We start from the raw sequence: 14,707 nt of genomic DNA, 5'->3' as shown, positions 1-14,707 counted from the left end.
GCCAATGGCGATCCTGCACCTGAACCACGTCCGCAAGGATTTCGGCAGCCAGACCATCCTTAAGGGCATCGACCTTGCGGTGGAAGAGGGCGAATTCGTCGCCATCCTCGGCTTCTCGGGCACCGGCAAGACGACGCTGATCAGCCTGATGGCGGGGCTTCAGATGCCCAGCGCCGGCGAGGTCCGCTTTCGCGGCAAGCCCGTCACCGGGCCGGGGCCGGAACGCGGCGTGGTGTTCCAGTCCTATTCGCTGATGCCCTGGCTGACCGTCGCCGGCAACATCGCGCTGGCCGTCCGCTCGGCCATGCCGAAGCTGCCTGGGGCCGAGGTCCGGGCGCGGGTGGCAAAATACATCGCCATGGTCGGGCTGTCCCACGCCGCCACGCGCCGCCCGGCGGAATTGTCGGGCGGGATGCGCCAGCGGGTCGGCATCGCCCGCGCCCTGGCGATGGACCCCGAAATCCTGCTGCTGGACGAGCCGTTGTCGGCGCTGGACGCGCTGACCCGTGCCAATCTGGCCGACGAGATCGAGGCGATCTGGCAGGCCGACCGCAAGACCGTGGTGCTGATCACCAACGATGTGGACGAGGCGATCGTGCTGGCCGACCGGATCCTGTGCCTCGATCCCGATGGCAGCATCGGCGCCGAGTTCCGCGTCGCCCTGCCGCGTCCACGCGACCGCACCGAGATGAACCACGATCCCGCCTTCAAGGACCTGCGCGCCCGCGTCACCGGCCACCTGATCGCTGCCGGCGCGCAGGCCAGCGCCGAACAGCGCCGCAGCCTGCCCGCCGTGACGCCGCTGCACGCCATGCCGCGCGCCTATGCCCGCGCGGCCGCCGCCCGCAATGACGAGCGCTATCTGCAATTCTCGCAGCTGCACAAGATCTATCCCACCCCGAAAGGCCCGCTGACCGTGGTCGAGGATGTGAACCTGACCCTGAAGAAGGGCGAGTTCGTGTCGCTGATCGGCCATTCGGGTTGCGGCAAGTCCACCGTGCTGACCATGGCCGCCGGGCTGAACCCGATCAGCAAGGGCGCCATCGTGCTGGATGGCAGCCATGTCCAGGGCGCCGATCCCGAACGCGCCGTGGTGTTCCAGTCGCCCAGCCTGTTTCCCTGGCTGACCGCGCGCGAGAATGTCGCCATCGGCGTCGACCGGGTCTATCCCGCCGCCAGCCGCGCCGAACGGCAGGAGGTGGTCGAATACTATCTTGAACGGGTCGGCCTGGGCGACGCGATGCACCGGCAGGCCTCGGAAATGTCGAACGGGATGCGCCAGCGCGTCGGCATCGCCCGCGCCTTCGCGCTGTCGCCCAAGCTGCTGCTGCTGGACGAGCCGTTCGGGATGCTGGACAGCCTCACCCGCTGGGAGTTGCAGGAGGTGCTGATGGAGGTCTGGGACCGCACCAAGGTCACCGCCGTCTGCGTCACCCATGATGTCGACGAGGCGATCCTGATGGCCGACCGGGTGGTGATGATGACCAACGGCCCGCAGGCCACCATCGGCAGGATCACCGAGGTCAAACTGCCGCGCCCGCGCAGTCGCAAGGCACTGCTGGCCCATCCCGACTACTACGCCTATCGCGAGGAAATCATCGGTTTCCTGGAAGAATACGAACATGGCCACAAGAAGGATGCCGCTTGATGGAAAAGCTTGTCGTCATCGGCGCGGGCATGGCCTCGGGCCGGATGCTGGAACATCTGACCGACGCCGCCGCGCCCTACCAGATCACCCTGTTCAATGCCGAGCCGCGCGGCAACTACAACCGCATCATGCTGTCGCCGGTGCTGTCGGGCGACAAGACCTATGAAGAGATCGTCACCCACGACGACCAGTGGTATGCCGAACGCGGCATCGCCACCCGCTTTGGCGAGCATGTCGTGGGCATCGACCGCGCCCGCAAGGTGGTGACGGGCCAGAACGGCGAGGTGCCCTATGACCGGCTGGTGATCGCCACCGGCAGCGCGCCCTTCATGATCCCGGTCGTCGGCCGCGACCTGCCCGGCGTCATCGCCTATCGCGACCTCGACGACACCAACACCATGATCGCGGCGGCCAGGCCCGGCGCGAAGGCGGTGGTGATCGGTGGCGGGCTCTTGGGACTCGAAGCCGCCGCCGGCTTGCAGATGCGCGGCATGGAGGTGGTGGTCATCCACATCATGGGCCATCTGATGGAACGCCAGCTGGACCCCTCGGCCGGCTATCTGCTGCAAAAGGCGCTGGAGGCGCGGGGCATCACCGTCCATTGCAAGGGTGCCACCAAGGCGATCCTGGGCGAGGACCGGGCCGAGGCCGTGCTGCTGGAGGATGGCACCGTCTATGGCGCCGACCTCGTGGTGATGGCCGTGGGCATCCGCCCCGAGACCCGGCTGGCCAATGACGCCGGCATCGAGGTCGAGCGCGGCATCACCGTCAACGACCAGTTGCAGACCAGCGATCCGTCGATCTACGCGATCGGCGAATGCGTGGAACATGACAAGCAGTTGTTCGGCCTTGTCGCGCCGCTTTACGACCAGGCCAGGGTGCTGGCCGCGGCGCTGATGGGCCAGCCCGCCGATTTCCGCCCGGTGCAGACCGCGACCAAGCTGAAGGTCACCGGCTGCGACCTGTTCAGCGCCGGCGACTTCGCCGACGGGCCGGGCCGCGAGGACATCGTGTTCCGCGATCCGGGACGCGGCATCTACAAGCGGCTGGTGATCGAGGCCGACCGGCTGGTGGGCGCGGTCATGTATGGCGACACCGCCGATGGCAACTGGTTCTTCGGGCTCATCAAGGACGGCACCGACATCAGCGAGATGCGCGACACGCTGATCTTCGGCCCGGCCTTCCAGGGCGGGGGCAGCGTGGACCCTATGGCGGCCGTTGCAGCATTGCCGCCTGACGCAGAAATCTGCGGCTGCAACGGCGTCTGCAAGGGCGCGATCATGGATGCCGTTCTGGCGGGTGCCGACACGCTGGACAAGCTGCGCGCGACGACCAAGGCCAGCGCCTCCTGCGGCACCTGCACCGGGCTGGTCAGCCAGGTGATGGCGCTGACCCTGGGCGGCGAGGTCCAGACCGCCGACTGCATCTGCGGCTGCACCGATCTGGCGCATGAGGACGTGCGCCGGCTGATCAAGGCCAAGGGGCTGAAATCCATGCCCGCCGTGATGCAGGAATGCGGCTGGAGCACGCCCGATGGCTGCGCGAAATGCCGACCCGCGCTGAACTATTACCTGCTGGCCGACTGGCCGCTGGACTATCGAGACGACCGCCAGTCGCGCTTTGTCAACGAACGCAACCACGCCAACATCCAGAAGGACGGCACCTATTCGGTGGTGCCGCGGATGTGGGGCGGCGTCACCACGCCGGCGGAACTGCGCGCCATCGCCGATGCCGCCGACAAGTACAACGTGCCGATGGTCAAGGTGACGGGCGGCCAGCGCATCGACCTGCTGGGCGTGCGCAAGGAGGACCTGCCCGCCATGTGGGCGGACCTGAACGACGCCGGCATGGTCAGCGGCCATGCCTATTCCAAGGGCCTGCGCACCGTGAAGACCTGCGTGGGCAGCGAGTTCTGCCGCTTTGGCACGCAGGATTCGACCGGCCTCGGGATCCGGCTGGAAAAGCTGCTGTGGGGGTCCTGGACGCCGCACAAGGTCAAGCTGGGCGTCTCGGGCTGCCCGCGCAACTGCGCCGAGGCGACCTGCAAGGATGTCGGCGTGGTCTGCGTCGACAGCGGCTATCAGGTCAGCGTCTCGGGCGCGGCGGGGATGGAGGTCAAGGAGACCGAATTGCTGGTCTCGGTCCCCACCGAGGACGAGGCCGTCGCGGTCATCACCGCCTTTGTCCAGCTGTACCGCGAAAATGCCCGCTATCTGGACCGGGCGTGGAAATGGACCGCGCGGGTTGGCCTCGACTGGGTCAAGGCGCAGGTCGTTGACGACCTGGAACAGCGGGCCGCGCTGGTGGAACGCTTCGAGATCAGCCAGTCGGTCTATCGCAAGGATCCCTGGGCCGAACATGCCAAACCCGGCGCGCGCGACGAATTCGCACCGCTCATCGACCTGCGACTGGAGGCTGCCGAATGACCGCCGAGACGACCGAATGGCTCGACATCGCCGCGCTGGACGACATCCCGCCGCAGGGCGCGCGGCTGATCCGTACCGCCGAGGGCTGCGTGGCGCTGTTTCGCACCCATGACGACCGGGTGTTCGCGCTGGACGACCGCTGCCCGCACAAGGGCGGGCCGCTGTCCGAAGGCATCGTCGCCGGCCACACCATCACCTGCCCGCTGCACAACTGGGTGTTCGACCTGAACACCGGACTGGCGCAGGGCGCCGACGAGGGCGCGGTGCGCACCCATCCGGTGCGGGTCGAGGCCGGCCGCGTCCATGTCGCAGCCGAGGTGGTCGCCCGCCCCGCCACCGCCCGCAACGCCGCCTGAAAGGAACCGGCCAATGTCCTATGTCAATCCGACCGATTTCGCGAAAAAGATGATCGACGCCGGCGAGGCCAAGGTCTTCATGTCCACCAAGGACACGCTGATCCGCGCCTATATGGCCGGCGCGATCCTGGCGCTGGCGGCGGCCTTTGCGGTCACCGTGACCGTCAACACCGGCAATCCGCTGATCGGGGCGCTGCTGTTCCCGGTCGGGTTCTGCATGCTGTATCTGCTGGGCTTCGATCTGTTGACGGGCGTGTTCACGCTGGTGCCGCTGGCGCTGCTGGACCGGCGCAAGGGCGTCACCATGACCGGGTTGTGGCGCAACTGGGGGCTGGTCTTCGCGGGCAATTTCGCCGGCGCCTTCACCGTCGCGATCTTCATGGCGATCATCGTCACCTTCGGCTTTTCCACCGAACCCAACGCCGTCGGCCAGCAGATCGGCCATATCGGCGAGGGACGAACGGTGGGCTATGCCGCGCATGGCGCGGGCGGGATGCTGACCCTCTTCATCCGCGCGGTGATGTGCAACTGGATGGTCTCGACCGGGGTGGTCGCGGCGATGATGTCGACCAGCGTCTCGGGCAAGATCATGGCGATGTGGATGCCGATCCTGATCTTCTTCTACATGGGCTTCGAACATTCCATCGTGAACATGTTCCTGTTCCCCTCGGGTCTGCTGCTGGGCGGCAACTTCACCATCATGGACTATCTGGTCTGGAACGAGATCCCGACCGTCATCGGCAATCTGGTCGGCGGGCTGACCTTCGTCGGCGCGATGATCTACGCCACCCACTACAAGACCTCGCCGGCGCGCGAACCGCAGGAGGCCGGCGACCGCGCCGCCATCGCCGTGCCGGCCGAGTAGCCCGGCATGACCGGCCCCATCCGCTCGACCTGTCCCTATTGCGGCGTGGGCTGCGGGGTTCTGGTCCGCAAGACCGACACCGGGGTTGCCGTCAGCGGCGATCCCGATCACCCGGCCAATTTCGGCAGGCTCTGTTCCAAAGGCGCGGCGCTGGCCGAGACGCTGGGCAGCGAGGGCCGGCTGTCCGAACCGCTGATCGCCGGGCGCCGCGCCGGCTGGGACGAGGCGCTGTCGCTGGTGGCCCGCCGCCTGTCCGACACCATCGCCGCGCATGGCCCGGATTCGGTCGCCATCTACGGCTCGGGACAGATGCTGACCGAGGATTACTACGCCGCCAACAAGTTCATGAAGGGCTTTGTCGGCAGCGCCAATATCGACACCAATTCGCGGCTGTGCATGGCGTCCTCGGTCGCCGGGCATGTGCGCGCCTTCGGATCGGACACGGTGCCGGGGCTCTATGAGGATCTGGAACTGGCCAATCTGGTGGTGCTGGTCGGCAGCAACCTCGCCTGGTGCCACCCGGTGATCCATCAGCGGCTGGCCGCCGCCCGGGCGGCGCGGCCCGGGATGCGGGTGGTGGTGATCGACCCGCGCCGCACGGCGACCTGCGATCTGGCCGACCTGCACCTGCCGATCGCGCCGGGCAGCGATGCGGCGGTGTGGAATGCCGTGCTGGCCGCGATCGACGCGCGCGGGCTGGCCCACTGGCGTGACCGGCTGTCCGGTTATGCCGAGGCGGTCGAGGCCGCGCGGGCCAGCGACCCGGCGGCGGCGGGGGTCGATCTGTCCGGCTTCATCGACCTGTGGTGCGGCGCCGAGCGGGTCGTGACGGTCTACAGCCAGGGCATCAACCAGTCCGACAGCGGCACCGACAAGGTCAACGCCATCACCAACTGCCATCTGGCCACCGGCCGGATCGGCCGGCCGGGCATGGGCCCCTTCTCGATCACCGGCCAGCCAAACGCCATGGGCGGGCGCGAGGTCGGCGGCATGGCCAACATGCTGGCCTGCCATCTCGACATCGCCAACCCGCGCCACCGCGCCGCCGTGCAGAGCTTCTGGAACAGCCCGGCCATCGCCGCCGCGCCCGGCCTGAAGGCCGTCGACCTGTTCCGCGCCGTCGAGGCGGGCCGCGTCAAGGCGCTGTGGGTGATCGGCACCAACCCGACCGTGTCGATGCCCGACGCCGACCGCGTGGCCCGCGCCATCGCGACCTGCGATCTGGTGATCGCAAGCGACATCGTCGAGACCGGCGTGACGCGCCGCGCCGATGTGGTGCTGCCGGCGGCCGGCTGGGGCGAACGCAGCGGGCATGTGACCAATTCCGAACGCCGGATCAGCCGGCAGCAGGGCTTTCTGGCGCCGCATGGCGCGGCGATGCCCGACTGGAAGATCATCGCGGGCGTGGCGCAGCGGATGGGGTTTGCGGGCTTCGACTGGCCCGACGCGGACGCGGTCTTTGCCGAATACAAGACGCTCAGCGGCATCGCCGGCGCGCAGGGGGGCGATTTCGACATCTCGGCGCTGACGGACGAGGCACCCGCGCTGTGGCCGCAATCGCCGCTGCGGCGGGGCGGGCGGTTTTTCGGCGACGGGGTGTTCCACACCCCCGACGGGCGCGGCCGGATGATCGCGGTCATCCCTCAGCGGCAGGAGGTCGGGATGCGCCTGAACACCGGCCGGGTGCGCGATCACTGGCACACCATGACCCGCACCGGGCGCGCCGCCCGCCTGTCGGCCCATATTGCCGAGCCCTTCCTCGAGATCCATCCCGAGGACGCCGCCCGCATCGGCCTGCAGCCCGCCATGCTGGCCGAGGTGACCTCGCCGGGCGGGCGGGCGGTGCTGCGGGTCCTGGTGACGCAGCGGGTGGCGCCGGGCCAGCCCTTCGCGCCGATCCACTGGACCGATCGCAATTCGGCCGCCGGGCGGGTCGGCGCGCTGATCGCCGCGCGCGTCGATCCGGTGTCGGGACAGCCGGCGCTGAAAGAGGCCGGCGTCGTCATCCGCCCCTACGCCGCCGTCTGGTACGGCTTCGCGGCATCGGTCGCGCCGTTCCGCCCGGATTGCGACTACTGGGCCTGCGCGACCAGCGACACCGGGATGCGCGCCGAACTGGCCGGCACCGCGATGGTCGCCGACTGGCCTGCCCATGCCCGGGCGCTGTTCGGCCTGCCGGATGCCGACCTGTCGCTGTTGTCGGACCCGTCGCGCGGCACGGTGCGGCTGGCGCTCAGCCTCGGGGGGATCGTGCAGGCAGCGCTGTTCTGCGCGCCCTCGCCGGTGGCGCTGTCGCGCGAGGCGGTGGTGGCGATGATGGGCAGCCGCGCGCCGCAGATCCTCAGCGGCCGGGCCGCGCTTGACCGTCCCGATCCGGGCGCGACGGTCTGCGCCTGCCTGAATGTCGGCGTCAACACCATCCTCGGCGCGATCCGCCAGCAGGGGTTGTGCACGACCGGCCAGCTGGGCGAGGCCCTGGGCGCGGGCAGCAATTGCGGATCGTGCCGGCCGGAACTGCAGGCGCTGATCGATCGGGTGCGGGCCGAACCCGGCACGACGCCGCGGATCACCGCGGCCGTCTAGGCGCCCCTTGCGGACGATCGACGCGGGTCAGGACATGACCTGCCGCGCCCCGCCGCAATTCGACTTGCGGGCCGGGGTGATCAGCTTCGGCTTGGTCTGCAGGTTGCTGTCGGTGGCCTCGGGCGTCACCTGCGGGGCGGGCGCCGGCGCCGGCGCGGGCGTCTGTTGCGACAGGGCGGGCATCGACAGAAGGGGGACCAGCGCGAGGGCTGCGAGAATGCGACGGGGCATGGCGGCTCCTTGTGGCGAAAGGCGAAGGGGGACGTGGACGGATCCCGGAATGATGCCGCCGAATCGCCCGCACGCCAAAGAAAAGCGGGTCACAACCGCGTCATCGGCCCGGCCGGGCGGCGGTCGCGCACCCGAACGTGACTGTCGCCGCTGCGCAATCCGCGATAGGGCTGGGCCGATCCCGCCTCTGCCCGACCGAAAGGACCGTCGATGCCCAGCCGCCGCCGCCTTCTCATCAGCAGCGCCGTCCTCGGCGCCGCCGCGGCCCTGCCGGCGCATGGCCAGTCCGCGGCTCGCCCCAATCCGATGCCCGAGGAATTGCGCAAGGCGCTGGAGCGTGACGGGAATGCGCCGGTGCTGGGCAATCCCGACGGCGACATTACCCTGACCGAGTTCTTCGACTACAACTGCCCCTTCTGCAAGAAGATGATGGGCACCATCCAGCAGCTGATCGCGACCGATCCCCGACTGCGCGTGGTGTATCGCGAATGGCCGGTCTTCGGCGAGGACAGCGAATTTGCCGCCCGCGCCTCGCTGGCGTCGCTGGACCAGGGCAGGTACTGGCCGCTTCACGCCGCGATGATGACCATGCGCGGACGCGCGGCCGAGCCGACGGTGATGCGCGCCGTGCGCGAGGTCGGCCTGGACGAGGCGCGGCTGCGCAGGGACATGCAGTCGGCACGCGTCGACCGGCACATCCAGCGATCCTTCGAACTGGCCGAGCACATGGGCCTGGTCGGCACGCCCAGCTTCATCGCCGGCGACGAGGGCGTGTTCGGCGCATTGAGCCTGGCCGAGATGCGCGGGCTTGTGGCCCGCGCCCGCGAGACGCTGGGCTAGCGCACCTTGCCCTTCCAGCCGGGCGGGCGCCGCGCCACCCAGGCGAAGAAGCGGGCGAGGCCGGGATGCGCCCGCAACGCCTCGACGCTGTTGTAGCGCCGCGCCAGTTCCGTCTCGCCAAGCGTCCGGTGGATGGTCGAGTGGCAGACCTGATGGACGAGGATCACCGGTCCACCCTTGCCGCCCCGCAGCCGCGGCACCAGATGATGCCGGCTCTGCGGCACGCCCGGCGGGATGGGCCGAAGGCAGAGCGGGCAGACCGGATCGGTATCGCGCTGCCCCTCACTCATCGCGCCGTGCCGGTCATGCCTCGGGGTTGAAAGGCTTGAAGCTGGTCGCGTGCGATTCTTCGAGACGCTGGATCTCGGCGTCGCGGTCGGCTCGCGACAGGGCGGGCCAAGGTGTCGCGTTCGAGATCAGCCCGGCCTCCAGCAGGGCCGCGTGCATGCGCGGAAAATCCGCCTCGCCCCAGGATGACCTGCTTGGGCGCGTGCCGGGCTGGGGCATCCAGTCATTGACGAGACAGTTGATCTCGACCGCCTGCATCTGCTTGAAGACCTGCAACTGCCGCACCAGATAGCTGCCGATCTCCATGCTGCGCCGTGTCAGCACGCCCACGCGCTGCCCACTGTCGCCCACATAGCCCAGCAGGTGCAGCGGCGAGCAATCGGTGCCGATCACGAATCGGGCGGCGCGATAGCGGGCGATCTGTTCGGCATGGCTGGCCCGCTGCGGGTGGAACACCTCATAACCCTCGGCCGCGAGATATTCCTCGATCCGGTGTTCCCCCAGGATGCTGCCCCGCTGTGGCGGCAGCTGAGAGCGCGACACATAAAGCCGCTCTGGCCCCTCCGGCGCGATCGTCTTGCCGGCATGGCGGTTGATGAAATCACGAAACGCCGGGCTGCCGTCGATCAGGTCATACATGCCGAAGCCCTGAAGCGGCACATGAAGATCGCTGACGCGGGTGGGGCCATGGGCAATCCTGATCGGCAGATCGACCCCGAAGGCGGCCAGCAGGGCGCTGTAGTGGCCAACATGGTGCTCGGTAATCCGCGGCGTCTTGGGCGTGAAGATCAGCCCGTCCGCTTTTGCGTCCAGCGAGTCGAGCGCCCAGATACGCGACAGGGATTCAACGATGAAATGGCCGAAATGCCCATAGAAGATGCCACCGAACAGATAGCGGCCATCAAGGTCGCTGATCTCGGCCTCCGGCGGCACGGTCGGCGGCTCGTTGACCGGCGAGGTCGAGTTGTTCCAGCTGATCGATTGCTCGACGAACCGTCCCGCCGCGTCCAGCACGCCCGACGGCTGCATCCGGGTGGAGGAGGGCGTCATCGGCGGGACAACAAGGCCGCCGGGCACATGCACCAGATTGTCTGAAGCGGACTCGAGCAAAAGTGGCACGGCGATGATCCTTGGAAGACGTTACGGCGCTGGATTATCCGGACCATCCGCCCCGCGCAATGGATCATGCCCGCTTCCACCCAGATACTGCTTGCGGATTTCGTGGGCCGCAAAGCCCTGCCCTCCGTCGCGCAGGAACCGCACCGTCCGTCCCACCAGATCCAGCCTGCCGCGCCATGCGGCGCGTTCCGCGACCGCCCCGGCGAACCAGCGGCTGCGGCGGTTTTCGCGATATGTCGCGTAGAACCGCGCCTCGGACATGGTTCCCTCGATCACGTCGCGGGACACCTGGCTCAACTGCCCGGCGCGGCGCAAGACCAGCGCCGTCTTGTGACCCGCATGGCGCATTCTGAGCAGATGCACATTCGGTCCGGCAAAGCGGCGGACATGCAGGTGATCGTTTTCCACCAGCGGATCGTGAACCAGCCAGACCTGCGCCGCGCCGGAAATCTCTGCGGCCGCGTCCGCGAATGGCCCCGACCAGTCCGCCTTCCGGCCCGACGAGAACCGCTTTTCCCAAGGCACCAGATCCTTGCGCAGGGTCGATTGCGGCGACAGCGCCAGAACCCGGCAACCCGGCACCAGCGACGCGAAGGCACAGGCGCCATAGCCGCCCATCGATGTGCCGGTCAGGGTAACGTTCCTGAAGCGCTGGAAAAACCCTTGCTGCGCAAGCTGCTGCATCGCCTCGAACAGGGTCGGGTCGCGGAACCAGTCCGGTGTGAACGCCATCACGCCCAGTTGCGACCAGCCGTGCTTTGCGACGAACCCATAGCCCCAGGGGTCGCGGTCCACCACGTCGTCGCGCGCCGAGGACAGGTTGTCGAAGCTGACCACCAGTGTGTCGCCGCCCCGGTCCGCAAACACCAGGGCATGGTTGCCAAGCGCGCGGTAGAAGCCCTGCCTGTGCGACGAGCGGCGCAGATCATGCAGCCATTGCGGGGCGACCACCCCGGCGGCCTTGTCCTCGCGTAGCTCGAAATCCTCGCGTTCGCCGTCGTCCCGCTCCGCCTCGCCGTCGTCATTCATCCGGGATGCGTTCCTTTTGTCTGCCCGCGCGCAGACTGCATCGGCGGGCCGCCGGATGCAATCGCCGCGCGCGGCGCGGGATGGCCCTAACGGTCAGCCCAGTCCCAGGGCACCGTGTAGGCGCCCAGCTTTTCCCGGATCGCGGCGTCGTCCACGCTGCCCTCGCGGGCCAGCTTCGCGACGAGGCCGCGGCTGCGGTCCTCGACGACCTCCTGCACATGGCAGCCGGTGCCGGACAGCGCGGCGTCGTAGATGCGCGTGATCGCGCGCTTGCGCAGGTCGGGCTTGAAGATCTTGCCCACGGCGGTCTTGGGCAGTTCCGGCAGGATCTCGACATGGCGCGGCACGGCGGCGCGTTCGTGGACATGCTCGCGGGCATGGGCCATCAGTTCCTCGACCGTGACCGAGGCGTCCGCGACCAGTTCGACATAGGCGCAGGGCAGTTCCCCGGCAAAGCTGTCGGGCTGGCCGATGGCGCCGGCGAAGGCGACGGCGGGGTGCGACAGCAGCGCCTCTTCGATCTCGGCGGGGTCGATGTTGTGGCCGCCGCGGATGATCAGATCCTTGGCCCGGCCGGTGATCCACAGGTAGCCGTCGCCGTCGATCCGGCCCAGATCGCCCGTCCGCAGGTAGAACTCGTCGGCGAAGAGATCGCGGTTCTTGGCCGCCTCGGTATAGGTGGCCCCGGGAAAGACGCCGGGGTTCGAGACGCAGATCTCGCCGACCTCGTCCACCGCGCAGTCATGGATCGCACCCGCCTCGTCATGGCGCAGGATGCGGACATGCGTGTAGGGCAGCGGAAGGCCCACCGAGCCGACCTTCTTGAGGCCGTCGACCGGGTTGCAGCTGACAAGGCAGGTGGCCTCGGTCAGGCCATAGCCCTCGGCGATCTCGACCCCGGTGGCGGCCTTGAAGCGGTTGTAAAGCTCGATCGGCAGCGGCGCCGAGCCCGAGATCGCAGTCTTGAGGCTGCTGACATCGGCATTCACCGGGCGCTGCATCAGCGCGGCGATGGCGGTCGGCACGGTGATCAGGAAGGTTGCCTGCCAGCGTTCGATCAGCTTCCAGAAATTGTCGAACACGCCCTCGCCGCGATACCCGGCGGGCGTCGGCATGATCACATGCGCGCCCGAGGCGATGCAGGACATCAGAACCGGATAGGCGGCAAAGACGTGGAACATGGGCAGCGGGCACATCAGCACGTCGGTCTCGTCGAACAGCAGCCTGCCGCCCAGCCAGCCATTGTAGATCATCCCCGAATACTTGTGCTGCGCGACCTTGGGCGTGCCGGTAGTGCCGCCGGTGTGGAAATAGGCGGCCACCCGGTCGGCCTGCGGGTCGTCGAAATCCAGCCGGTTGTGGTTGCGGGCGCTGCTTGCGGCCTCGAAATCCAGCACCTTCGCCTTGTGTCGGATCTTCACCTTCGGGCGGATCATCGGCACGATCAGGCGCTTGGCGCCGCGCAGGTGGCGATTCAGGTCGATCTCGATCACATGGGTCACGCCGGGCGCCGCGGCGACGGCCTCGGCGGCCTTCTGCGCCACGTCGGTCTTGGGGAACGCCTTCAGTGTCACCAGCACCCTGGCTTTCGTCTCGCGCAGGATGCCCGCGATCTGGGTGGCGTCCAGAAGCGGGTTGATCGGGTTGACGATGCCCGCCGTCGCCCCGGCCAGAAGCACCACCGGTGTCTCGATGCTGTTGGGCAACAGATAGGCCACGCTGTCGGTCGGGCCGACGCCGAGGCTGCGGAACAGGTTGGCCGTCTCGGTCACGCGTTGCAGGAGGTCGCGCCAGGTCAGCGTCGTGGCGTGGTCCGAGGGGCCGGACAGCAGCTGGAAACTGACCGCCGGGCGGTCGGGAAAGCGTTCGGCGGTGCGTGCAAGGAACCCGTAGAGCGTCTGCGGCAGGTCGCGCTGGTCATACGGTTCCTCGGCCTCGACCCTGTCGCGGTCGTGGATGCTGCTGAATCGGCCCATGAATTCCTCCTGGCGCCGCATCTCCGGCGCCCTCCTCCGTTTGCGCAAGAGTGGGGCAAAGCCGGGCGACGGGGCAAGGGTGCAACCTTGCCCGTGCCCCGGAACGCGGCGTCAGATCGCCCGTTCAGGCGTCCTGCGGGATCCGCAGGGTCTGGCCCGGATAGATCTTGTCCGGATCGCTGAGCATCGGCCGGTTGGCCTCGAAGATGGCGTGATACTTGTCGGCGCTGCCGAGGTAGTGCTTGGCGATGGCCGACAGGGTCTCGCCCTTCTGGACGGTGTGGAAGACCGGCGCGGTCTCGGCTTCGGGCAGGTCGGCCTCGACCTTGGCGATGCCCTCGATGTTGCCGACCGCCAGAACCAGCTTTTCCATCGTCTCGCGGTCGGCGCCACGCGATTCGATCTTGCAGGTGTCGCCCTTCAGCGTCAGGTGCACGTCGTTGCCGTCGAGGTCCAGCGCCTTCAGCTCGGCCTTCAGCGCCTCGACCTTGCGATGGCTGTCATCGGTCGCGGCGGGTGCAGCCGGCGGCGTGGCGGCGGCAGCAGGCGCCGGGGTCGCGGGCGTGGCCGCCTCGGCCGAGCCGAAGATGGACTTGCCGGCGTTCTTGACGAAATCCCAGATGGCCATGTGAAGCTCCTGTTGCGGTCTGGTCTGACAACAGGGGCGCAGAACCTTGCCTGCCGGTCAAGGCCCCGTGGGCACCCCGCCGCCGATCGCTAAATTGCCCGACAACCTTTGATTGAGAACGCCGCCCGGCAACCCTAGGTTCGCGGCGACCTGACTTGCGATGGATGCCCCCGATGTCCCAGCTTGCGACTGCCGCTGCACTGGTTCTGGCCTGCGCCGTCCTGGCCGGCTGCGCGCCCTCGGGCGGGCCCGGACCTGCCGCGGGCGATCCGCGTGAGGTGCAGGCCAGCCCGCCGGGCAAGGCCGGCTGCGTGCCGACAACCGCCGACCAGAACGCCCGCGGCGCGCAGGCCACGAACGCGGCGCGACGGCGCGCAGGCCTGCCGCCGGTGCGGTCCAACATGCTGCTGGCCGAGGTCGCGGCACGCCATGCCTGCGACATGGCCAGCCGCGGTGTGATGACCCATCGCGGCAGCCGCAGCAGCGGGCCGGGGCCGCGCGTCAAGGCGCGCGGCTACGCACCGCGCCTGACGGCCGAGAACATCGCGGCAGGCCCCTTCGACCTGCCGCGCGTGCTGAGCGAATGGAACCGGTCGCAGGGGCATCTGGACAACATCATGATCCCGCAGGTCCGCGACTACGGCATCGGCCAGGCGGTCGGTGCCGATGGCCGCACGCGGTTCTGGGCCGCCGTCTACGCCGCACCGAAATAGGTCGC

13 protein-coding genes are annotated in these 14,707 nt (G+C 68.6%); 7 read left to right on the top strand and 6 right to left on the bottom strand.

Annotated elements, in window-relative coordinates; genetic code table 11:
- Nucleotides 1-4 precede the first annotated feature (4 nt).
- The 5 genes from Q5Y72_RS07445 to Q5Y72_RS07425 are packed head-to-tail and all read left to right on the top strand — an operon-like array spanning nucleotide 5 to nucleotide 7,878.
- On the top strand, nucleotides 5-1,648 hold the full coding sequence (locus Q5Y72_RS07445) for an ABC transporter ATP-binding protein (RefSeq protein ID WP_305962772.1): 1,644 nt from the start codon (nucleotides 5-7) through the stop codon (nucleotides 1,646-1,648).
- Nucleotides 1,648-4,074 (top strand): nitrite reductase large subunit NirB, encoded by a 2,427-nt coding sequence (gene nirB / locus Q5Y72_RS07440; RefSeq protein ID WP_305962771.1) that lies wholly within the window; start codon nucleotides 1,648-1,650, stop codon nucleotides 4,072-4,074. The genes Q5Y72_RS07445 and nirB overlap by 1 nt, the downstream gene beginning before the upstream one ends.
- Nucleotides 4,071-4,430: a nitrite reductase small subunit NirD gene (gene nirD / locus Q5Y72_RS07435; RefSeq protein WP_305962770.1), complete on the top strand. Its 360-nt coding sequence runs from the start codon at nucleotides 4,071-4,073 to the stop codon at nucleotides 4,428-4,430. The genes nirB and nirD overlap by 4 nt, the downstream gene beginning before the upstream one ends.
- Nucleotides 4,431-4,443: 13 nt before the next feature.
- Nucleotides 4,444-5,295 (top strand): formate/nitrite transporter family protein, encoded by an 852-nt coding sequence (locus tag Q5Y72_RS07430; protein ID WP_305962769.1) that lies wholly within the window; start codon nucleotides 4,444-4,446, stop codon nucleotides 5,293-5,295.
- Nucleotides 5,296-5,301: 6 nt separating this feature from the next.
- A complete protein-coding gene (locus tag Q5Y72_RS07425; RefSeq protein WP_305962768.1) occupies nucleotides 5,302-7,878 on the top strand; it encodes a molybdopterin-dependent oxidoreductase in 2,577 nt (858 codons plus the stop codon).
- Nucleotides 7,879-7,905: 27 nt separating this feature from the next.
- Here the strand turns inward: Q5Y72_RS07425 and Q5Y72_RS07420 are convergent, their stop codons facing one another.
- Nucleotides 7,906-8,109: a hypothetical protein gene (locus Q5Y72_RS07420; protein WP_305962767.1), complete on the bottom strand. Its 204-nt coding sequence runs from the start codon at nucleotides 8,107-8,109 to the stop codon at nucleotides 7,906-7,908.
- Between the two features lie 210 nt (nucleotides 8,110-8,319).
- Between Q5Y72_RS07420 and Q5Y72_RS07415 the strand changes: the two genes are divergently transcribed.
- Nucleotides 8,320-8,949: a DsbA family protein gene (locus tag Q5Y72_RS07415; RefSeq protein ID WP_305962766.1), complete on the top strand. Its 630-nt coding sequence runs from the start codon at nucleotides 8,320-8,322 to the stop codon at nucleotides 8,947-8,949.
- Here the strand turns inward: Q5Y72_RS07415 and Q5Y72_RS07410 are convergent.
- From Q5Y72_RS07410 to lysM, 5 genes are all read right to left on the bottom strand, one after another.
- The gene (locus Q5Y72_RS07410; RefSeq protein ID WP_305962765.1) at nucleotides 8,946-9,239 is read right to left on the bottom strand and encodes an HNH endonuclease family protein; all 294 of its coding nucleotides are present in this window, start codon (nucleotides 9,237-9,239) and stop codon (nucleotides 8,946-8,948) included. The two genes, Q5Y72_RS07415 and Q5Y72_RS07410, sit on opposite strands and share 4 nt — an antisense overlap.
- Before the next feature lie 13 nt (nucleotides 9,240-9,252).
- The gene (locus Q5Y72_RS07405; protein ID WP_305962764.1) at nucleotides 9,253-10,287 is read right to left on the bottom strand and encodes a glycosyltransferase family 61 protein; all 1,035 of its coding nucleotides are present in this window, start codon (nucleotides 10,285-10,287) and stop codon (nucleotides 9,253-9,255) included.
- Between the two features lie 90 nt (nucleotides 10,288-10,377).
- Nucleotides 10,378-11,385, bottom strand: a complete 1,008-nt coding sequence (locus tag Q5Y72_RS07400) for a hypothetical protein (protein ID WP_305962763.1) — start codon at nucleotides 11,383-11,385, stop codon at nucleotides 10,378-10,380.
- A gap of 86 nt (nucleotides 11,386-11,471) precedes the next feature.
- Nucleotides 11,472-13,361 (bottom strand): acyl-CoA synthetase, encoded by a 1,890-nt coding sequence (locus Q5Y72_RS07395; protein WP_305962762.1) that lies wholly within the window; start codon nucleotides 13,359-13,361, stop codon nucleotides 11,472-11,474.
- A 124-nt stretch (nucleotides 13,362-13,485) separates the two neighbouring features.
- Nucleotides 13,486-13,989, bottom strand: coding sequence for a peptidoglycan-binding protein LysM (lysM, locus tag Q5Y72_RS07390; RefSeq protein ID WP_305962761.1), 504 nt, complete (start codon nucleotides 13,987-13,989; stop codon nucleotides 13,486-13,488).
- A gap of 173 nt (nucleotides 13,990-14,162) precedes the next feature.
- On the opposite strand from lysM, the gene Q5Y72_RS07385 reads away from it, so the two are divergent.
- Complete coding sequence (locus Q5Y72_RS07385) at nucleotides 14,163-14,702, top strand: CAP domain-containing protein (protein ID WP_305962760.1); 540 nt, start codon at nucleotides 14,163-14,165, stop codon at nucleotides 14,700-14,702.
- Nucleotides 14,703-14,707 lie beyond the last annotated feature (5 nt).

Origin of the sequence: Paracoccus spongiarum, from assembly GCF_030732095.1 — a bacterium.
Classification (GTDB): Bacteria; Pseudomonadota; Alphaproteobacteria; order Rhodobacterales; family Rhodobacteraceae; genus Paracoccus; species Paracoccus spongiarum.
This window is presented reverse-complemented; position numbering and strand designations above follow the sequence as displayed.